We start from the raw sequence: 20052 nt of genomic DNA on the forward strand, positions 1-20052 counted from the left end.
TCATGACGCCCGCTCTCATCTTTGACAACAAGACCGGCAACGACAACAAGTACGGCAGCCAGCACCGCTGGCTGCTTTCAAGCCTGCTGATCGCCATTGTACTGCTGAGCCTGGCACCCAGCCTGCGTCTGCTGATGGAGGCGTTGAGCGATCTTGCTCAGGGCCGCCAGTCACCGCTGTGGCAGGTGCTCAGCAGTGCCAGCACTTGGCGAGCACTCTGGCATAGCCTGTATACCTCGGGGCTCGGCATGCTGATCGCTCTGGTGCTGGGCAGTCTATTCGCCTTTGCCATCACGCTCACCAATGTGCGCGGAAAATCGTGGCTGGTGTTCTGCTTTATGCTGCCAATGATGATTCCGCCCCAGGTTACCGCCTTGAGCTGGCTGCAGCTCTTTGGTCCGGCCAGCCCGCTACTGAAAAGCATAGACTTGGCGCCCCCACTGGGCAGCCCGCAACCACTCTACTCGGCTGAAGGGATCGCTTTACTGCTGGGCATTCAGAGCGCTCCGCTGGTATTTCTGGCCTTGCGCACCAGCCTGCTTTCGCTGCCCCGGGAGCTTATTGAAGCCGCTCGCATTAGCGGCGCCAAACAAACCCAAGTGTGGGGTCATATTATTCTACCCGTGACCCGTAGCGGCTTGATCGCCGGGGGCGCGATGGCGTTTATCTCGAGTCTCGGCAACTTCGGCATCCCCGCCATGCTGGGTATTCCCGCAGGCTATTACGTGCTGCCCACACTGATCTACCAGCGTATGGCCAACTTTGGCACCGGGGTGTTGGCAGAGATGGCTGCGCTCTCCTTGCTGATTGGTTTACTGGCATTGGCCGGGGTGGCGTTGCAGCAGCAATTGATGAATCGCAGCCGCTTCGGGCTGGGCGGCCATAGTGGGCGCTCCCATGATTTCACCCTGGGAAGTTGGCGCTCGCTGGTGACCGCCACGCTCGTCGGGATCTTACTGATTATTCTGGTCGCGCCGCTGCTTGCCCTGATCATCAGCTCGCTGGTACCCGCCATGGGCGTGCCATTAAACGCCGAGACCGCCACCCTGAACGCTTACGCCGAAGTGGTGGGTCGCCAAGGCGCCACATGGCGAGCGGTGAACAACAGTCTGTGGCTGGCGGGCAGCGCGGCTGTGGTGCTGATGCTGCTCAGTCTGCCATTGGCTTACCGGCTACAGCGCCTGCCGGAGCGTTGGCGGGGTGTGATACTCAGTGCCATTGAGATCCCCTATGCGCTTCCCGGCGTAGTATTGGCCATTGCCTGCATCCTGCTCTTTGTTCGCCCGCTGCCGATTATCAATGTGGCGCTCTACGGCACCCTGGGGCTGATTTTTATAGCTTACCTGGCGCGCTTTCTTGTGGTCTGTGTCAAGCCTGTCGCCGCCAGCCTGGCGCAGTTGGATCCTTCTCTTGAAGAGGCGGCACAGCTCGCGGGTGCAGGACCCTGGCGACGCCTGGGCAGCATTATTTTACCCCTGGTCGCGCCCGCGCTGTTCGCAGGCGGCCTGCTGGTGTTTCTGCTGGCGGTTAACGAACTCACCGTGTCAGCGCTGCTCTGGAGCGCCGGTAACGAAACCCTAGGAGTACTGATTTTCAACCTTGATGAAGGCGGCGAAAGCGTGCTGGCCTCAGCGGTGTCAGTGCTGGTGGTGATCATGGTCGCCTCGCTGATGCTGACACTCAGTTTACTGGCGCCGCGTTTACCTAAAGGAGTCATTCCATGGCAGAGTTAGGCATGGCAGTGCCATCTAGCGCAGGGCTATCGATCGATCGTGTTACCAAGCGATTTGGCGAACAGACGGCCGTTGATGCGCTGTCGCTGACGATCAATCCAGGCGAGTTTGTCGCCCTGCTCGGTCCCAGCGGCTGTGGCAAAACCACCATGCTGCGCATGTTGGCGGGGTTTGAAACCGTCAATGACGGCACGATCCAATTAGCCAATCGTACCCTGGCCAGCGCCGATACCCATGTACCTCCCGAGCAGCGCAATATGGCCATGGTATTTCAGTCCTATGCGCTTTGGCCGCATATGAGCGTGGCGGACAATGTGGGCTACCCGGTCAAACTGCGCGGCCTGCGTGGGGCGGCGTATCACCAAAAGGTGCAGCAGGCCCTGGCCCTGGTGGAGCTCGATGCCTACGCTGACCGCATGCCCCAGGCCCTTAGTGGCGGCCAGCGCCAGCGCGTCGCCCTGGCGCGCTGTTTAGTGAGCGACCCCTCGGTGGTGCTGCTGGATGAGCCACTGGCCAACCTTGACCGTCACCTGCGCGCCACCATGGAGCACAGCTTCCGCGATTTTCATCAGCGTACCGGCGCTACGCTGGTCTATGTCACCCACGACCAAACCGAGGCCATGGCGCTGGCGGACAAAATCGCCGTAATGAAAGCGGGCAAACTCGTTCAGTGGGGCGCCCCCGAGACCCTTTACAGCCAGCCGAGAACCGCCTGGGTAGCGGGCTTTATCGGCCAGGGCAGCCAGCTTAAAGTCGCCGCCGGCCACCCTGGAAAGCGCCTTGAGGGCGCTGCCCTGATGGGCGGGCTGAACGCCATCGAGTCCGAGCGAACCCAAAGCGTGCTGGTGCGCCCGGAGCATATTCAGATCGATTCCTCTCCGACTACCTCAAGTCAACTTATCACTCAGGTAGAAAGCGTGATTTTCCGCGGCGAGCGCTATGAGCTCGCACTGTGCTTGCCCAGTGGGGAAACACTGCTGGCCTATCACCACACCGCTCCTGAGCTGGGTAGCCAGGTTGCCGTCGACCTTCAGCAGGGCTGGTGCCTGGAGCCCGACCAATGAGTGTCACTATCGAGATTCTTAGTGGTTTAGGCGCCAAAGGGCCTGCCGCGATAGTAGTAGAAGCTCAGGGTAAACGGCTTCTGCTGGACGCCGGTGGCGCGCTGCATCCTGGCGATACCATCACTTGGGTGCGGCAATTGGACGTGGACGCCGTACTGATTAGCCACGACCATATTGACCATATCGGCGGCGTAGCCGAGCTGGCGGAAGACGTACCACTTTACTGTACACCGCTGGTAGCCAAGGCACTGCCTCCCAACCGCGCGTGGCGCCCTTTGCCCGAACGCGGCACGCTAGAGGTTGAAGGCATTACCGTCACCACCGGTCAGGCGGGGCACTCACTTGGCGGTGTGTGGCTGCATTTAGCGGTCGAGGACGGTATTTTCTATAGCGGCGATGCCTGCTTTGAGTCGCAACTCTTTCCCTTTGATACGCCGCCACCGGCGCGTGTTGCGCTGCTAGACGCTTCCTATGGCAGCTACGACCAACCCCAAGCGTACTGTGTTCAGGCTATTAGTGAGCGCCTTGATCAGTCGCTGGCGTTTCCGGTGCCGGAAACTGGCCGCGCCCTGGAAATGGCGCTGTGGCTGGCGGAAGAAGCTGACCGCCGGCAGTTAACGCTCGCCATCGACCCAGTGATTCGCGACAACCTGGCCGCGCTCTTGGCTCTGCCTGCAACACTGCGTCGGCCTGGGCTCGACCACTCGATTCGCTCGCTGTTAGCGCGGCGAAACGCTTGCCCGCCAACCCTTATGTTGATGTGTGATCGCAGCGATACGCCGGAACAGTGGCCCGACCACCACCTGCTTCACACGGGTTATCTGACCCCTGATCGCCGCGCAGAGCTAGCGGCAGGCAAAATCAGCTGGCAACGCTGGAATGTCCACCTGCGCGCGTCGCACCTGGTGGCCCTCGCCGACCAACTGGGCGCCGCTCAAGTAGTGCCGCTATTTACCTCGTTGAGCGATAACGAACTAACCGCGTGGCGTAGGCTTCTGAGCGATCGTCTCTGCACTGATCAGTATTTCTCTGCTCAAGCCTACCCAGCCACCTTTTCATCTGTAGGGAATTTTGTATGACCGCAGTTATTGTCGATGTCGACGGCACGCTCGCCGAGTTCCACCCTCATCAGGTCAGCGACTGGGTGCTGGGTAGCCAGAAACAGTGGGATCCCTTCTTTGCCCATATGGCCGAAGCACCGGTGATCGAAGCGGTCGCCAGGCTGGTCAAAATACTCAAGGCCCAGGGACAGCAGATCATTATCTGCAGTGGTCGCCCGGATAGCCACCGTGAGCATACCCAGCGCTGGCTAGAGCGCCACACCATCCCCTTTGATGCCATGTACCTGCGCCCTGAGGGCGATGACCATGTGGATGATGAAGCGGTAAAAGAGGCGTTACTGGAGCGCATGCGCAGCGACGGCTTTGCGCCTTGGCTGGTGCTGGATGACCGTGACGCGGTGGTCGCCCAGTGGCGCGCGCTCGGGCTTACTTGCCTGCAGTGCGCGCCGGGGGATTTTTAAGCGTTTGCCAGCCGGGTTCGGTGCTGCCACGCCAGCACCGCCAAGGGCACCAGCGCGATGGGGATCAACACTAGGTTAAGCGTCGCCCAGCCTAAACCGCTGACCAAGGACCCAGCGAGCAACGCAGTGATCGCGGCGGTGCCAAAGACTAAAAACTCGTTGGCGGCCTGGGTGCGCGCTTTATCCACCGGACGGTAGCTCTCGGTGAGCAGCCCGGTGGCGGGCAAAAAGGTAAAGTTCCAGCCCAAGCCCAGCAAAATCAGCGCCACGTTGAAACCGGCCAAACCGATACCCAACTGAGCGACCAAGGCACTGGCCACCAGCAGTAGGCAGCCTGCCACAATGACTTGCTTGGCGCCGAAGCGGGTGACCAAATGGCCAGTAAAGAACGAGGGTAAAAACATCGCTACCACGTGCCACTGAATGGTCATTGAAACGTGGTTAAAGTGGTGCCCTGCACCCGCCATGGCGAGCGGCGTGGCAGTCATGGCCAAGTTCATCACGCCATAACCCACCATCGCAGCGCTCACCGCCACAATAAATCCAGGCTGGCAGAGTATCTTACCCAGTGGCAGCGCAGTGCCTTCGCCGTGGGTGCGTGATGCGGGAGGCAGTTGCGTCAGCATCAGCACCACCAGCGCCAGTGCGTAGAGCGCTGCCAAGCCCACAAAGCTGCCCAGAAACGGCACCTCGCCCAACTCACGGCTCACCCTGGCCAACCATGGCCCGGCAAATGCGGCCAACACACCGCCACCCATCACCAAGCCAATCGCCCGGTCACGCAGCGGCGCAGGGGCGGCCTCCACGGCAGCAAAGCGATAGAGCTGACCAAAGCCAATACCGATACCAATCAGCCAGGTTGCCAGCAAGAACAGCCCAAAGCGCTCGCCGATCAGTGCCTGCACGGCGACCAGTGCACCCACCAGTCCCACAAGGTTGCCCAGTATAAAGCCGCGCTTTCGGCCCAGCCTTGCCATAATTAATGAAGCGGGAATGGTGGCACACATCAGCCCCAGCCACTGGGTGGCGACCGGCGCGGTCGACCATGACGCACTTGGCGCCAAAGACGCCCCAATTAACGGAGAGACGGTGATCAGCAGCACGTTGCCACTGACCAGCAGAGCTTGGCAGAGCGATAGAAGGGTGACGGTTAAAGGCATGGTGTACTCTCCTGAAGTGAATCGGTATGGGAATGCGCAAAGCGTTGGCGATAGACCGAAGGAGATACGCCATAGTAGCGCTGAAACTGGCGGCGCAGCTGCTCCGCACCACCCAGCCGCCAGCGTTGTGCCAAGCGCTCAAGGGATACGTTTTCGCGCCCGCTGAGCAGCGCCAAGCGCGCTTGCTCAAGGCGTAGCTGGGTCAGGTAAGCGCCGGGGGTGGTATTTAAGTAACGCCTAAATAGCCGGGTTAAATGGCGTGGGGAGACCGCCATCAGGTCGGCCATGCTCTCAAGCCCGTGATCAATGCTGGGGTCGGCGTGGAGTTGATCTAGCAAGCGGCGCAGCGGGCCCGCCTCTTGTTGGTGTCGCAGTATCTCGCTGAACTGTGACTGCCCTCCTGGGCGCTGCAGAAATACCACTAGCTCACGGGCCACTCGACCGGCTAGATCAGCACCGTGATCTGCCTCTACCAGCGAAAGCGCCAAATCAATCCCCGCCGTTACGCCTGCGCTGGTATAGCGACCGTTGCTTTCGATATAGAGCGCATCGGGCTCAACGCTTAACGCGGGGTACTCCTCGGCTAATTGCTGCGCATGGCGCCAGTGGGTGGTGACGCGGCAGCCATCCAACAGCCCCGCGGCGGCTAACAAAAATGCCCCGGAGCAGATCGAACCTAGCCGCCTCACCTCTGGGGCGACCTCACAAAGCACCTGCTTCACTGCAGCTATTTCACGCTGCTGCATAACGCCACTACCGCCCGTCACCAATAGCGTATCCAGGGGCAGTAAACGATTGAGTTGCTGGTAAGTATGGGTGGCGTGCACGACTAGGCCGCCGTTGGTGACTACCGGGCCGGCGGCATCGGCGACCAGGGTTAACTGATAGAGCGGCTGGGGGCTTAGCGCATTGGCGCTGGCAAACACCTGCCAGGGGCCACTGACATCCAGCAGTTGGCAGTCGGGGTAGGCAAATAGAGCAACATGGCGAGTCACAATCTCTCTCCGCTAACGGGAAATCGAAGCATTAGAGAGAGTGTCAGCGCTGCGCCCTATGTCGGCAAGGACGATTACCCCACCGATACGGACATGCATCTCAAACGGTGTTTGATTATGAACGGGATTAGCCCGTTCGTTCTAACGGCGCCTCCATGCGGCGTACACTGGAAACGAAGTCGCTAAAACGCTCGCCCTGAATTAGCACATGATCGCTCAGCGCCCGCTGCGCCGCCACAGAATCGCCCTGCTCGATGGCTTCCACAATGGTTTGATGCTCGCTGAGCGAATTAGTGACTCGCTGTCGCACCTGCAGCTGTAGGCGACGATAAGGCTTTAAGCGTTGTTTAAGCTGCCGCGCTTCGCTGGCCAAAAAGGCGTTATGGCTAGCGGTGTAGATACAGTCGTGGAACCCTTCATTTTCGTAGTAATACTCGTCGCTGTCGCCAGCGAGGGCTGCCGCTTCGCAGCGCTGGTGGGCTTCTTTTAATGCGGCCAACTCTAGTTCGGTAATCCGCCGTGCCGCCAGGCGTCCGCACATGCCCTCAAGCTCCGCCATCACCTCGAACATCTCGATCAGTTGATCAATGCCCACCTTCGCCACAAAGGTCCCTTTTTTGGGCGAAACAGTCACCAAGCCGCTGGCGACCAGTTGCTGAAAGGCTTCGCGCACTGGGGTACGCGAGACCTCAAACTCACGACCCAAGGCTTCTGGATCCAGGCGCTCTCCCGGTAAACGGCGGCCATTGATGATGTCATCCTCAAGAGAATCTCTTAATCGCTGAGCGTTGGATCGCTTGGTGCCCGTCATGTTTAACCTCCTTGGATCGCGGCCCATCTTAGCCGTTTAATGCTGTCATAAAGTTGACATTAGCATACGTAGCGCCTATTGATATATATATCAGCTCGTCTGATAGATACATATAGTCAATCCAAACACACAACAACAACTGTTGGAGACGCCTCATGCAACGCTATTTGATCTCAACTGCTGCCGCTCTTGGTCTCGCCATTGTGGCTTCCCACGCCTCTGCCGATACCGTGCTACGTGCATCGCATCAATTCCCCGGGGGGCAGGGAGATGTTCGCGACGAAATGGTGCAAATGATGGCCCGCGAAGTAGCCGATGCGGATGTTGGGCTGACCATTGAAGTTTACCCCGGCCAATCCCTGTTCAAAGCACGTGAACAGTGGGGCGCCATCGCCCGTGGTCGCCTCGATATCACCTCGCTACCGCTCGACTACGCTAGCGGCCGCCATCCAGAGTTCTCGGCTACGCTGATGCCGGGTTTAGTACGCAACCAGGAACATGCTCAGCGTCTCAATGATTCTGAATATATGGACATGATTAAAGAAGTCATTCGCGAAGGCGGCGCACGGGTGCTTGCAGATGCTTGGCTATCGGGAGGCTTTGCGTCTAGCGAACAGTGCGTCACCTCCCCCGACACCGTCGAGGGACAGAACTTCCGCGCCGCCGGGCCTGCGTTCGAACAGATGCTTGAAGCCGCCGGTGCCTCCATCGCGTCCATGCCCTCTTCTGAGGTGTATACCGCCATGCAAACCGGTGTATTGGATGCGGCCAATACCTCGTCGATGTCGTTTATCTCCTTCCGGCTTTACGAGCAGGTTGAGTGCTTGACTGAACCCGGCGACTTCGCGCTGTGGTACATGTACGAACCCATCCTTATTTCCGAGCAGGTATGGCAAGGACTTAACGAGGAACAGCAAGCAGCACTGATGGAAGCGGGTGAAGCCGCCGAAGCGTTCTTCGCTGAAGAAGCTGCCGCCATTGACCAAGAAATGGTCGACCTCTACGAAGAGAATGGTGTTGAGGTGGTCAGTATGAGCGAAGACGACTACAACGCTTGGCTCGATATCGCCAAGGAAACCTCCTACAAAAACTTTGCCGAGAATGTTCCCAACGGCCAAGCCATCATCGATGCGGCGCTGGCTGTCGAGTAAGCAACTGATAAATGCCTAACGGCTCGGCCATTCCGCTCGGAATGGCCATTTTCTACTGATGCTTGCTTAGCTTGGCGAGATGACCAGCTTGACGAGGGAACTATGGCACCTGCAACGACACACACAACCCTTGCGCGTGGGGGCATCATTGGCGGCTACATTCGCGTCATGGATATGCTTTCGCGGCTATCCGCCTATTTGGCCTGCGCCATGTTTATCGCTGGCGTACTCGTGATTTGTCAGATGGTATTTATTCGCTATTTACTGGGCATGAGTACCAGTTGGCAGACCGAATTCACCATCTTCTCAGTAACGGCTGCGATGTTGGTGGGCAGCCCCTACGTATTGATGACGGGTGGCCACGTCGCCATCACGATCGTTCCCGACGCACTGGGCGGCATTACACGCACCATCATGCGCTTAATCGCCTCGTTGTTTGGCTTAGGTTTTTGTGCTGCGTTGGCGTATGCCAGCTGGATTTACGTTTTCGAAGCACTCCATGGCGAGTGGACCACCGGCTCGGTATGGAATCCGCCGCTCTGGCCAGCACTGTTGCCGATGGCCGTGGGCGCCACCCTGCTGTCGCTGCAGTATGTGGCTGAAATTCTGCGTGGGGAGGGCTGAGCATGGATCCCATTACCTTAGGCATTATTGTCGCCATCGCGTTGATTGCACTCATGGCCATTGGCACCCCTATCGCGTTTGCCTTGGGCGGCGTATCACTGCTGGCGTTGCTCTATGATCGTGGCCTTTCCGAGCTTACCTACTTTGGGGAAACCTTTTTTGATCGCATTGCGGAGTTTGGCTTTGTCGCCATCCCGATGTTTATTCTGATGGGCGCGGCGGTAGCCTCCTCCCCCACCGGACGTGACCTTTACCGCTCGTTGGATCTGTGGATGGGCAAGCTGCCCGGCGGCTTGGCGGTTTCCAATATCGGTGCCTGCTCTATTTTTGCTGCGCTGTCGGGCTCCTCGCCGGCTACCTGCGCGGCGATTGGCAAAATGGGTATTCCCGAAATGCGCATGCGCGGCTATCCAGACGGGGTAGCAGCAGGCTGTATTGCCGCTGGCGGCACCTTGGGCATTCTCATCCCACCCTCGGTCACCATGATCATCTACGGTATTTCCACCGAAACCTCCATCGGTCGGCTATTTATTGCCGGGGTGGTACCGGGCTTTATGCTCGCGGGCCTGTTCATGATCTGGACCATGATCGCCTGCAAGATGGCCGGTGGTTATAACAACCCCATGGCAGAGTCCGTTGAACGGCTAAAAAACAATGTTAAACAGAATGTGGATACCAACTTAAAGGCATTAGTACGTGTTCTGCCTTTCCTGGGCGTGGTCGCGGGTATTCTGTTTGCACTGTATGGCGGAGTTGCAACACCTTCTGAAGCAGCGGGCGTGGGTGCATTCCTGTGCTTGGCGCTGGCTATTTTGATCTACCGCATGTGGCAGTTGGGGCCGATTAAGCTAATCATGCGCGATTCGCTGCGCGAAAGCGTGATGATCATGCTGGTGATCGCCACTGCCGAAGTGTTCGCCTACGCGCTCTCCTCCATGTTTATCACCCAAACCGTAGCGGCCGCGATTGCTGGCTTGGAAATCAATCGCTGGGCGCTGATGGGGGTCATTAACCTCTTCCTGTTAGTCGCTGGCTTCTTCCTGCCGCCCGTGGCCGTGATCGTGATGACCGCGCCGATTTTGTTACCCATTATTTTGGCGGCCAACTTCGACCCTTACTGGTTTGCGGTGATTTTGACCATCAACTTGGAGATCGGCCTGATCACGCCGCCCGTAGGGCTCAATCTGTTCATTATTAAAGGCATCGCGCCGGACATCTCGCTGCGCGATATTCTAATGGGAAGCTTGCCCTACGCGCTGTGCATGGTGCTGGGTATCTTGCTGCTGTGCCTCTTCCCTGGCATCGCGCTTTGGCTACCTAACTTGATTATGGGTTAAGGAGTTCAAACATGAACATGATGTTTTTGCAGGAACTGTTCAACAACATCACCCAGCGTGATGCCTTGTTGCGCCGCCGCCATCCAGAAACATTAACGCCCGACCATAGGCAGTTGGTTAAGGCCTGCCAAAAGTTGCTTGAAAGCGATGGCGAAGCCTCCAGCATTACACTAGCAAGCCGCGCCCTGGCAATTTACCAACTTCTCTCGGTAGCTGAAAAAAACAGTTTCTTTGACCGTTTAATAACGGACTTTGCAGCCGAACCCGGCCCTATTGATGCGGCCTATACGGCGTACCGGGAAGCTCGCGACAACCCCACTTTACAGCGGCTGTTTGAAGCCAGTGAACCTCGGCGGCAAGAGCTTTTCCGGCGGTTAAACCTGGCCAGCGACGGTACCTATGAGCTGGTTAAAATGCGTGAAGACCTGCTGGTGTTACTGCGCGATCAGCCTGAGCTAAAGGCCATTGATGATGATTTCGCCCATCTCTTTGGTTCCTGGTTTAACCGCGGCTTTTTGATGCTCAAGCGTATCGACTGGAATACACCGGCATCAATACTCGAAAAGATCATCCGCTATGAGGCTGTTCACGAAATTCAGGACTGGGATGACCTGCGCCGACGGCTGGACGCGCGTGACCGGCGTTGTTTCGCCTTCTTCCATCCGGCAATTGGTGATGAGCCGCTGATTTTTGTTGAAGTCGCTCTGCATAAGGGCTTACCAAGCCGTATTCAGCCAATACTATCTGGAGAGAGGCCTGGCGAAAGCAGTTATACAAAAAAAGGAATCGACGACCCTGAAGATGCCGATACAGCGGCGTTCTTCGGCATCAGCAACTGCCAGACCGGGCTACGTGGTATCTCTTTTGGTAATTTTTTGATCAAGCAGGTCGTGCAGGAACTCTCCCAAGAGCTGCCGCAGCTTAAATACTTCGTCACCCTCTCGCCGGTGCCCGGCTTCGCCCAGTGGTTGCAGGAGCAGCGTGAGGATGAGCAGCTTCCTCCGTCACTGCGTAAGGCACTCAAGGGACTTGAAAACTCGGGATGGCATCAGGACAAAACGCTTGAAGAGCAGCTCAAAGCGGCGATCCGCCCGCTGGCCGCACGCTACTTAATTGAAGAAAAGAACCGCCACGGTTTGCCGCTGAACCCGGTGGCACGCTTTCACCTTGGTAACGGCGCCGAACTCCACCGCATTAACTGGCTGGGCGATATCTCCGATAAGGGCTTTAAACAGGCCGCGGGGCTGATGGTCAATTACCTGTACGTACTGGACGATATCGAACGCAACCACGAAAACTATACCGCCAAGGCCACCGTTGCCTGCTCCAATGAGGTGCGCGACCTCGCTCGTCGCGCCCGCAAGCTGGCCAAGGGAGAGACCACCAAATGAGCCATAACCTATTTGAAACCTTTGTCGCCAAAATGCGCGAGCGCGCCGACGCCGATTTTATTACCACCCGCGACGGCCGCCGCTACAGTTACACCGATGCGCTAACCCAAAGTGCGCAGCTCGCCGGCGCCTTAACCGAGCTGGGCGTTAAACAAGGCGATCGTGTCGCCGTGCAGGTAGATAAAAGCCCCGAAGCAATACTGCTTTACCTAGCCTGCCTACGTATCGGCGGCGTTTACTTGCCCCTCAATACGGGCTACACCGGCGATGAGATTCGCTACTTTTTAAACGACGCCGAACCCGCACTGTTTGTCTGCCGACCCAAAATAGAAGATGAAGCACGAGCACTGGCTATTGAAACCGGCTGCCCGGCAGTAGCAACGCTGGGGAAGACTGCCGATGGCAGCTTAATCGAAGCTGCCCATAAGGCAACGCCACGGGAAGATGTGGTGGCGCTTGGTGAACGTGACTTGGCCGCTATTCTTTACACTTCCGGCACCACCGGGCGCTCCAAAGGCGCCATGCTGACGCACAAGAACCTCGCCTCTAACGCTGAAACCCTGGTATCAGCCTGGCACTTCAGCGCTAATGACCGGCTAATCCATGCGCTACCCATCTTTCACACTCATGGTTTGTTTGTCGCCTGCAATGTCACCTTGATGGCAGGCGCCAGCATGCTGTTCTTACCCAAGTTCGATGCCGATGTGATCTTTGAAGAGTTGCCCCGCGGCAGCGTGATGATGGGCGTTCCCACGTTCTATACACGCCTGGTACAAGACGAACGCCTGACGCCTGAAACCACTGCCAATATGCGGCTGTTTGTTTCCGGCTCTGCCCCACTCACTGCCGAAACCCACGAGGCGTTCGAAGCCAAAACCGGCCATGCGATTCTTGAGCGCTACGGCATGACCGAAACCAATATGAACCTATCCAACCCCTATGAAGGCGCACGGCGTGCAGGCACCGTGGGTATGCCGTTACCTGGTGTAGAAATGCGCATCACCAACCGCGAAACCGGCGATGAGGTGCCTTTAGGCGAGATTGGCATGCTGCAAATTCGTGGCCCCAATGTCTTTATCGGCTACTGGCGGATGCCCGAAAAAACCCGCGAAGAGCTGTTGGACGACGGCTTTTTTGTTACCGGCGATCTCGCCATGGTCGACGAACAGGGCTATGTGCACATCGTTGGTCGCGACAAGGACCTGGTGATTTCCGGCGGCTATAACGTCTACCCCAAAGAAGTCGAGCAGGTGATCGATGAACTCGATCAAGTCGCCGAATCAGCGGTCATTGGTCTACCGCACCCTGACTTTGGCGAGGGCGTCACGGCGGTGGTGGTGCGCCAAAAAGGCACTAATCCTGGAGAAGACCAGCTTGAAGAAGCGGCGGTCATCAACCATCTGGACGGTCGGCTTGCCAAGTACAAGCAGCCCAAGCGGGTGTTTTTCGTCGATGAGCTGCCGCGCAATACGATGGGTAAGGTGCAGAAGAATGAACTGCGCAAGCAATTTAACGACACTTACCGCACCCCTTAGTCGCCTTCCTGCAAGCCTACTCTTCCCAAACTCTTGCCCCGTACGTTTGCCCGTGCTTCTGCCCCGTACCATGCGGGGCAATTTCGTAAGGGAACCTTAACTGAACCATTTGTCCCGCTAAGTGTTAAGGTAAAACCACCTAACGAATGATGGAGCAGATCACCTTGACTACGCCTACCGTCACTAGCGGCATCACCGCCAGCGAGCTATACCGGTTAATAAGCCAACCCGCTACTACGAACGGAGAAGCAGCGACCATTGAATGGCCCGAGGGTGCTATCACCCTGGATGAGACGAATCAGACGTTAATCTGGGAACTGAACGATTACGGTAACCTGCCGGTTACCTTGTCACGCAGCGAAAATGAATGGATCGCGATGGCGCCCATTGTTGCCGTAGACAGCATTAAAAACAGCACCGAGCTGAACACGGTTTTACTGCGCCAGGGCATTGCGTTACCGCTAGCCTCCGTGGGTATTGTGGAGATTGACGGGCGCGACTTTTATGTGGCTTACGGGCAGTTGTTTGGCGATTCTAAACTTGAGTCTATTTGCGCTGAACTGCATGCCACAGCAAGCGCCGCCATGGACGTCGCTGAACTGATTCAGACCCATTTCGTCTAACGTAGTTTATCTAAAATCTAATAGTATCTATCTAAGATAGTTCGTCAGTCATCGTCACTGCCATTTACACCGACCAGTGTTTACACCGACCAGTGGCACTTTATTTAAAGATATTCTCAAAAGAGACACTTAAATGTTAAGCAAAATTATGACTGCCCTACGCGGCAAAGCGAATGAAACCGGACAGTCGGTCGTGGACTCCCAGGCACTGCGCATTTTAGACCAGGAAATTCGTGACTCGGAAAATCATCTGAGCCGTTCAAAAACTGAACTGACCCGCCTGATGGGCCAACGTCAATTGAACAGCAATAAAGCCGACACGCTGGAAAGCAAAATTGCTGAGCTGGAAAAAAGCGCTGAAGCCGCGCTGGATAAAGGCGAAGAACAACTTGCCGTTGAAGTGGCTGAGCGCATGGTCGCGCTTCAGGATGATCTGGAAGCGGAACGCGCCATTGTTAGCGAGTACGATGCCAGCATCGAAAAACTGCGCGGTGCGATTCGCGGCACCGATAACCAGCTCCGCCAGCTCAAGCAGCAGGTAAGCGTGGTTAAGGCAACCGAGTCAGCGCAGAAGGCTCAATCTGCCGTGGCGGCTCGCCATTCGGGCCAGAACAGCGCCATGAGCAGTGCGATGGAATCGCTGGAACGTATCAAAGAGCGTCAGCAGCTTAACTCAGCGCAGATGAGCGCCGCTGACGAAATGGCAGCGGAAGAGAGCGGCAGTTCGCTGGAAGCGCGTCTCAAAGCAGCCGGCATTGGTGGCCAAGAGCGTAAAGCAGAGGATGTGTTAGCACGCCTAAAAGCGAAGAAGAACGCGCCCCAAGCGTAAGTTCAGCGCTCACGTCATTTCCGCTTTTTAACCGCACTAGCGAGGCAGGCTATGCTCAACAACCTAAAAGCACTTTTTCGCGCTACCACGCAAAAGCAGCCTGAGCAGAGTAGCGGTCGCCCGGTGGCGGCGGGGTTGCCTACAGGCGTTAGCCAGGAGGACCTTGAAGGTCTCCGCTTGGACGGTCGCGTCAATATAAAGTTGATTGGCCTACGCGCCCACCCGGATGCGCTGTTCCGCTGGGATGATGACGCCTATCATCACATCGCTGCCGTCGGGCATGTGGATCTAGGTCAGGGGGCAGAACTCGTGCGTTTCTATCTGGATAACGACACGTGGCTGCAAGCCAATATCGAGAATGGCCAAGTGCTTGAATATAAGCTATTCGACTTTTACCGTGTTGCTCATCTCTCGGATGCCGAATTCGATAATTTGATAAACGGGGAAGATAAACAGTCTGACGGCCTTGGCGCTCAATCGATTCCCTTAGCCTCTACCTCAGACGAGGCGCGAACATGCACGTATCAGCGGGTATGGGGTAACAACGATAGCGTTTGGTCGCCACCGGTGATGTTTGAAGAACAGGTGATGACCACCGAGAGCTTAACCGCACGTAGCGTGACACACCACGCCATGCTCTATGAGCGCACCATCCAAGACGCTGAACGGCTGGAGTACTTATTGCTGAGCGCCGAAGATGATGGTGAAGGCAGCTTTATGCTGGTGCAAAACGTGGGGGTGGATGTGGCCTCCATCGATATCGACGCAATATAATCTATAAGGAAACTATCTCCATGGTGAATTATCTGTACGGCCTGCCATCATTTATTGCGTATCTTGTGACCGCAATTTTGCTGCTCGCCGCCTTTATGTATTGCTACAGCCGACTTACCCCCCACCACGAATGGACATTGATTCGAGAAGGAAACTCGGCCGCCGCTGCCGCTTACGGTGGCTCGATTTTAGGTTTTACCATTCCGCTTTATAGCGCAATGGCGAACTCAATCAACTTTATCGATTTTGTACTCTGGGGCGTGGTTGCCTTTATCGTTCAATTAGGCACCTTTTTTGGCGTGAAACTATTTCTGCGTCAGCAAGGCGAAAGCCTGTCTCAACACATCACCGAAGGCCACCAAGCCTACGGCATTTTAATGGCCAGCGTGGCCGTAGCAGTCGGCTTACTCAATGCCGCTTCGATGACGTGGTAAAGGAGAGCCTGCATGTCTAAGCACGATCACACCCCCCACCTGCCCCGACGTAAACGCAGCGCGCGCTTGTCATTAGCGATGATGGGCGCCAGCGCCTTTGGCCTTACTGCCTGCGGCCAACCGCCCCAGGAAGAGCAGATCACTGAAATCCAATTCGATCAGCCACGCAGCTTTCAAAGCGTCGAGGAGTGCGTGGAGGAGAATGTCTATACGCGTAGCGCCTGCGAAGACGCCTATGAAGCCTCGTTGGAAGAGGTGCCACGCTTTAGCACCCTTGAAGAGTGCGAAGCGGAACACGGCGAAGGCGCTTGTACCGCGCCGACCGAAGAGCAAGCCCAGGCCGCTACCGGCAGCAGCGGCGGCAGCTGGTTTATGCCAGCGATGATGGGCTACATGGTGGGCAGCATGATGTCCAACACCAACCGTGGCCGCTCCTTTGAGCGGGTGTACCAGGAACCGGTATATCGCAACCGCCAGAATCAGGGTAACTGGAACACCGCTACCAATCAGGCCACCCAGCGCGTCACCCAACGTAATGAGGCTATGCGCAGCTCAGTGGTTCAAAATCGCCGCGCTGCGTCTCAGCGCAGCGGTTTCGGTTCACGCTCTTCGGCCCGGGGTGGCTGGGGCTCCTAGCCATTAGCGGATACCACCATGCTGCGAATCGATATCCCTGAAAGAAGCAATTGGAAAGCCCTCGCCCATGAGCTGGGCTTTCATTTTCATACCATTGACGGGGAGCCTTACTGGAAAGAAGACGCCTACTACCAGTTCACCATGGAGCAGGTTGAGCGGGACATTGAAGCGCCGACCGAAGAGGTACACGAAATGTGTATGGAGCTGGTCGATAAAGTCTGCCACTCCAATGCGCTAATGCAGCGCTTAGCGCTTCCCGAGCACATGTGGGACAGCATTCATCACTCGTGGAAATCGGGTCAGCCGCACCTCTACGGACGGATGGATTTTGCTTATTCCGGTGACGGCCCGGCGAAGCTGCTGGAACTCAACTACGACACCCCTACCTCGCTTTACGAAGCGGGTTTTTTTCAGTGGGTGTGGCTTGAGCAGGCCATTGCCCAGGGCATCCTGCCTCGCCACGCGGATCAGTACAATTCGATTCAAGAGCGATTAATCAATGCCATGGCGCACCTTGGTGACCGCATTGATGCACGCACGCTCTACTTCTCCTGCATCAAAGACAACGCCGAAGAGCGCGCCACCGTGCACTACCTGCAGGACGTAGCAGTGCAGGCGGGTTTAAAGGCACCGTTTATCTACACCGAAGATATCGGCCTGCTACCCGGCGCGGAGCACTTCGTGGACCTGGATAACCAGCCTATCCACGCGCTGTTCAAACTCTACCCCTGGGAGGAGATGGCCGATGATGCGTTTGGCGAGTACATTCCACAATTAAATACCCACTGGTTTGAGCCACCCTGGAAAGCGGTACTCTCCAACAAAGGTATTTTGCCCCTACTGTGGGAGCACTTTGAGGGCCACCCCAACCTATTGCCAGCTTTTTTCGAGACCGCTGACAGCCCACCTTTACCAGCGGGCTGGGTGCGCAAACCGTTCTTCTCAAGGGAAGGCAGTAACGTGGAACTCATCACACCTGCAGGTCAGCGCGAAGCGGTGGAAGGCCCCTACACCGACAGCCCATGGATCAGACAGGCTTACCATCCGATGCCACGCTTTGGTAACAATCATGCCTTAATCGGTAGTTGGGTAGTCGGTGACCGCGCTTGCGGCATGGGCATCCGTGAGGACGTTGGACGGATCACAAAAGACTCCTCATGCTTTGTGCCTCATGCGATCGTTTAAACATGAAGACTAATTCCCTCCGACAAATACTGGACATCGCTAGCGAAAAAAGCTGAAATCAGGGTGACTAATGTGATTGCTACTCTCGTACTCGTGATTAAAGTAGCAATCATTTCTCTACCTTCCTTACCCTGAGCGTTACCCAGCAGCGTTAACATGACAAACCGCTGCGCTATCAGGGCCACCGTTTATTTTGGAGCAACGGCGAACATGATGGCGCGCTGGCAATCTCTACCTATAAGGCTTCGGTTATTTCTCTCTTTTGGGACAGTCTTAGCACTCGCGATGCTCCTGGCGCTTTATCTTCAAGCTCGCTCCCATAGCCAAGCACGGCTGGATAACCTGCTGAATCAAGAGCTACCTGCTCAGGTGGAAGGCCTTGCTGCTCATATCAACCTTAGCCTTAGTCAGGACTTGGCCATTTCCGAAAGCCTAGCCAATAGCTACTTTATCGAACGGTGGGTTAGGGATGGGCTGCCCCAAGAACGCCAGGACGAAGTGACCGCTTATCTCACACGCCTAATGGTCCAGTTGGATACTGAGCTGCTTTTTATTGCCGCGCAGTATCAGGGACAAGGCTACTATTTTCAGCTTCGCAATGGCGAATTTCTACAGCGCACTATCCAGCCCCCGGGCAACGACGATGACTGGTACTACCACTTTACTGACAGCGATGCTGCTTATGAATTGAATTTAGATAGCGATACATTCTCGCCCAATGATGCCTTCGTGTATGTTAATTACCGAAGCGCGTTAGATGCGACTAACGGGCGACCGCTGGTCGTGGCCGGAGCAGGGTTAGATCTCTCCGAAATGGCCACTTTAATTGAAGACTTTCGACTAGGCGATAATGGCCGCGCCTCGTTGCTGAGCCCCGAAGGAGAATTGCTTGTTCGCAGTGGCGAAACCGTTCTAAGTGACGAGGTAGCAGCAGCGTCCTTAACGGATCAAGCGTCACAACACTTTCTAAGGGGCGATCAACTGCAAGTAAACGAAATTGAACGCGACGGCCAAACATTACTGATTAGTACGCTCTGGCTACCGGAGCTACAGCGCTATCTGATGGTCGAAGTCGATAAAGAGGCGTACCTGTCGGCAAGCCGTGATCGCTTTCTGGAATCCAGTGGTATTGGTCTACTCATTTTGTTAGTGGGGTTGCTGGTGCTCTACCCGCTGACCGGTAAGCTTATTCATCCCTTGATTGATTTCCAGCGTCAGCTTAAAGATATTACCCATAGCCTGGACCTATCCCGACGTGTCAGCACCGACGACAAAGCAGAACTTGGCGACTTGGCCAACCAGACAAATGAGCTTCTTGAGCGCCTCTCCCGCGCTATTGCGGCGGTGGCCAAAAATTCTCAAGCACTGACGCAGGTAGCCGATCGCTTGGCCAAGACGGCTGGTCTCTCCGGTGTGCATGGCAGTGATATTAATCATGAAGTTAGCCAAACGATGGCGGCGGCGGTAGAAGAAATGGCCTCTTCGGTAGCCGAAATCACCTCCACCATGGAAGAGCTTTCCACTTCATCGACCCAAATAGCCGATCACTCCCAATCAGTCGTCGATGTTGCCAACCAGACACTAGAACGCAGCCGTAAAGGCAGTACGGCCATGCAACTGCTACAGTCAAAAATGCAGGATATACGTAGCGACAGCGAACAGAGTCTGGCCGAAATCATGACGCTGGGAGCAAAGTCCAAACAGATCAATAAGGTCATGGACCTGATCAACACCCTGGCCGCCCAGACCAAACTGATCGCTTTTAATGCTGCTCTGGAAGCCTCTAGTGCGGGGGAGTCAGGTCGACGCTTTTCAGTTGTCGCTAGCGAGATACGACGCTTAGCGGATAGTGTCACCGATTCCACCCAAGAGATTGAAGGACATACCGATGATATCCAGACGGCGATTAATCGCTTGGTAGTGGCCTCTGAAAAAGGCGCCAGCTCAATTGAGCAGGGTGTTGAGGCAAGCATTAGCACAGCGCAAGATCTGGAAGCGCTGCTCAAGGCGGCTAGTCAAACCAGCAGTGCGGCTCAGCAGATATCGCTCTCCACCCAGCAGCAAAAAACGGCCAGTAGTCAAGTGGTCTTGGCGCTGCGCGATATCGATACGGCAAGTTCACGCAACGCGCATTCGGTACGCAGCATTACCGACATCAGCCAGGATATGATTCATATGTCCGCTGAGCTTAATGCGCTGGTGCAGGAGTTCACTCTAACTAATAAAGATCGCTGATCAAGGATACCGG

19 protein-coding genes are annotated in these 20052 nt (G+C 56.3%); 16 read left to right on the plus strand and 3 right to left on the minus strand.

Features of this window, described 5'->3' with window-relative positions; translation table 11 throughout:
- The first annotated feature begins 2 nt into the window (after positions 1-2).
- Genes ACUVOF_RS11555 through ACUVOF_RS11570 form a run of 4 tightly spaced genes read left to right on the plus strand, consistent with a single transcriptional unit; the run spans position 3 to position 4319 of the window.
- A complete protein-coding gene (locus ACUVOF_RS11555; RefSeq protein WP_447044493.1) occupies positions 3-1733 on the plus strand; it encodes an ABC transporter permease in 1731 nt (576 codons plus the stop codon).
- Complete coding sequence (locus tag ACUVOF_RS11560) at positions 1721-2797, plus strand: ABC transporter ATP-binding protein (protein WP_447044494.1); 1077 nt, start codon at positions 1721-1723, stop codon at positions 2795-2797. The genes ACUVOF_RS11555 and ACUVOF_RS11560 overlap by 13 nt, the downstream gene beginning before the upstream one ends.
- A complete protein-coding gene (locus ACUVOF_RS11565) occupies positions 2794-3876 on the plus strand; it encodes an MBL fold metallo-hydrolase (protein WP_447044495.1) in 1083 nt (360 codons plus the stop codon). Before ACUVOF_RS11560 ends, ACUVOF_RS11565 begins: the two co-directional genes overlap by 4 nt.
- Positions 3873-4319: a phosphatase domain-containing protein gene (locus tag ACUVOF_RS11570; protein ID WP_447044496.1), complete on the plus strand. Its 447-nt coding sequence runs from the start codon at positions 3873-3875 to the stop codon at positions 4317-4319. The genes ACUVOF_RS11565 and ACUVOF_RS11570 overlap by 4 nt, the downstream gene beginning before the upstream one ends.
- Here the strand turns inward: ACUVOF_RS11570 and ACUVOF_RS11575 are convergent.
- The 3 genes from ACUVOF_RS11575 to ACUVOF_RS11585 form a co-directional block, all read right to left on the minus strand.
- Positions 4316-5479, minus strand: a complete 1164-nt coding sequence (locus ACUVOF_RS11575) for an MFS transporter (RefSeq protein ID WP_447044497.1) — start codon at positions 5477-5479, stop codon at positions 4316-4318. The two genes, ACUVOF_RS11570 and ACUVOF_RS11575, sit on opposite strands and share 4 nt — an antisense overlap.
- Positions 5470-6474, minus strand: coding sequence for a GlxA family transcriptional regulator (locus ACUVOF_RS11580; RefSeq protein WP_447044498.1), 1005 nt, complete (start codon positions 6472-6474; stop codon positions 5470-5472). Before ACUVOF_RS11580 ends, ACUVOF_RS11575 begins: the two co-directional genes overlap by 10 nt.
- Positions 6475-6601: 127 nt before the next feature.
- Positions 6602-7285, minus strand: a complete 684-nt coding sequence (locus ACUVOF_RS11585) for a GntR family transcriptional regulator (protein WP_447044499.1) — start codon at positions 7283-7285, stop codon at positions 6602-6604.
- Between the two features lie 155 nt (positions 7286-7440).
- On the opposite strand from ACUVOF_RS11585, the gene dctP reads away from it, so the two are divergent.
- From dctP to ACUVOF_RS11645, 12 genes are all read left to right on the plus strand, one after another.
- Entirely contained in the window at positions 7441-8436 is a 996-nt protein-coding gene (gene dctP, locus ACUVOF_RS11590; protein ID WP_447044500.1) for a TRAP transporter substrate-binding protein DctP, read from the plus strand.
- 102 nt (positions 8437-8538) lie between these two features.
- Entirely contained in the window at positions 8539-9060 is a 522-nt protein-coding gene (locus ACUVOF_RS11595; RefSeq protein ID WP_447044501.1) for a TRAP transporter small permease subunit, read from the plus strand.
- Positions 9061-9062: 2 nt separating this feature from the next.
- Positions 9063-10397, plus strand: coding sequence for a TRAP transporter large permease (locus ACUVOF_RS11600; RefSeq protein WP_447044502.1), 1335 nt, complete (start codon positions 9063-9065; stop codon positions 10395-10397).
- 11 nt (positions 10398-10408) lie between these two features.
- On the plus strand, positions 10409-11788 hold the full coding sequence (locus ACUVOF_RS11605) for a malonyl-CoA decarboxylase (RefSeq protein ID WP_447044503.1): 1380 nt from the start codon (positions 10409-10411) through the stop codon (positions 11786-11788).
- Positions 11785-13323 (plus strand): malonate--CoA ligase, encoded by a 1539-nt coding sequence (locus ACUVOF_RS11610; RefSeq protein ID WP_447044504.1) that lies wholly within the window; start codon positions 11785-11787, stop codon positions 13321-13323. Before ACUVOF_RS11605 ends, ACUVOF_RS11610 begins: the two co-directional genes overlap by 4 nt.
- Before the next feature lie 164 nt (positions 13324-13487).
- Positions 13488-13946, plus strand: coding sequence for a DUF2170 family protein (locus tag ACUVOF_RS11615; RefSeq protein WP_447044505.1), 459 nt, complete (start codon positions 13488-13490; stop codon positions 13944-13946).
- Between the two features lie 133 nt (positions 13947-14079).
- Entirely contained in the window at positions 14080-14775 is a 696-nt protein-coding gene (locus tag ACUVOF_RS11620; RefSeq protein ID WP_447044506.1) for a PspA/IM30 family protein, read from the plus strand.
- A gap of 51 nt (positions 14776-14826) precedes the next feature.
- Positions 14827-15549: a DUF2491 family protein gene (locus ACUVOF_RS11625; protein ID WP_447044507.1), complete on the plus strand. Its 723-nt coding sequence runs from the start codon at positions 14827-14829 to the stop codon at positions 15547-15549.
- Between the two features lie 20 nt (positions 15550-15569).
- Positions 15570-15983: a DUF350 domain-containing protein gene (locus tag ACUVOF_RS11630; RefSeq protein WP_113269364.1), complete on the plus strand. Its 414-nt coding sequence runs from the start codon at positions 15570-15572 to the stop codon at positions 15981-15983.
- A gap of 12 nt (positions 15984-15995) precedes the next feature.
- On the plus strand, positions 15996-16619 hold the full coding sequence (locus tag ACUVOF_RS11635; protein ID WP_113269363.1) for a DUF1190 domain-containing protein: 624 nt from the start codon (positions 15996-15998) through the stop codon (positions 16617-16619).
- Between the two features lie 18 nt (positions 16620-16637).
- The gene (locus ACUVOF_RS11640; protein ID WP_447044508.1) at positions 16638-17804 is read left to right on the plus strand and encodes a glutathionylspermidine synthase family protein; all 1167 of its coding nucleotides are present in this window, start codon (positions 16638-16640) and stop codon (positions 17802-17804) included.
- 210 nt (positions 17805-18014) lie between these two features.
- The gene (locus tag ACUVOF_RS11645; RefSeq protein WP_447044806.1) at positions 18015-20039 is read left to right on the plus strand and encodes a methyl-accepting chemotaxis protein; all 2025 of its coding nucleotides are present in this window, start codon (positions 18015-18017) and stop codon (positions 20037-20039) included.
- Positions 20040-20052 lie beyond the last annotated feature (13 nt).

This window comes from Vreelandella sp. H-I2 (genome assembly GCF_052959335.1).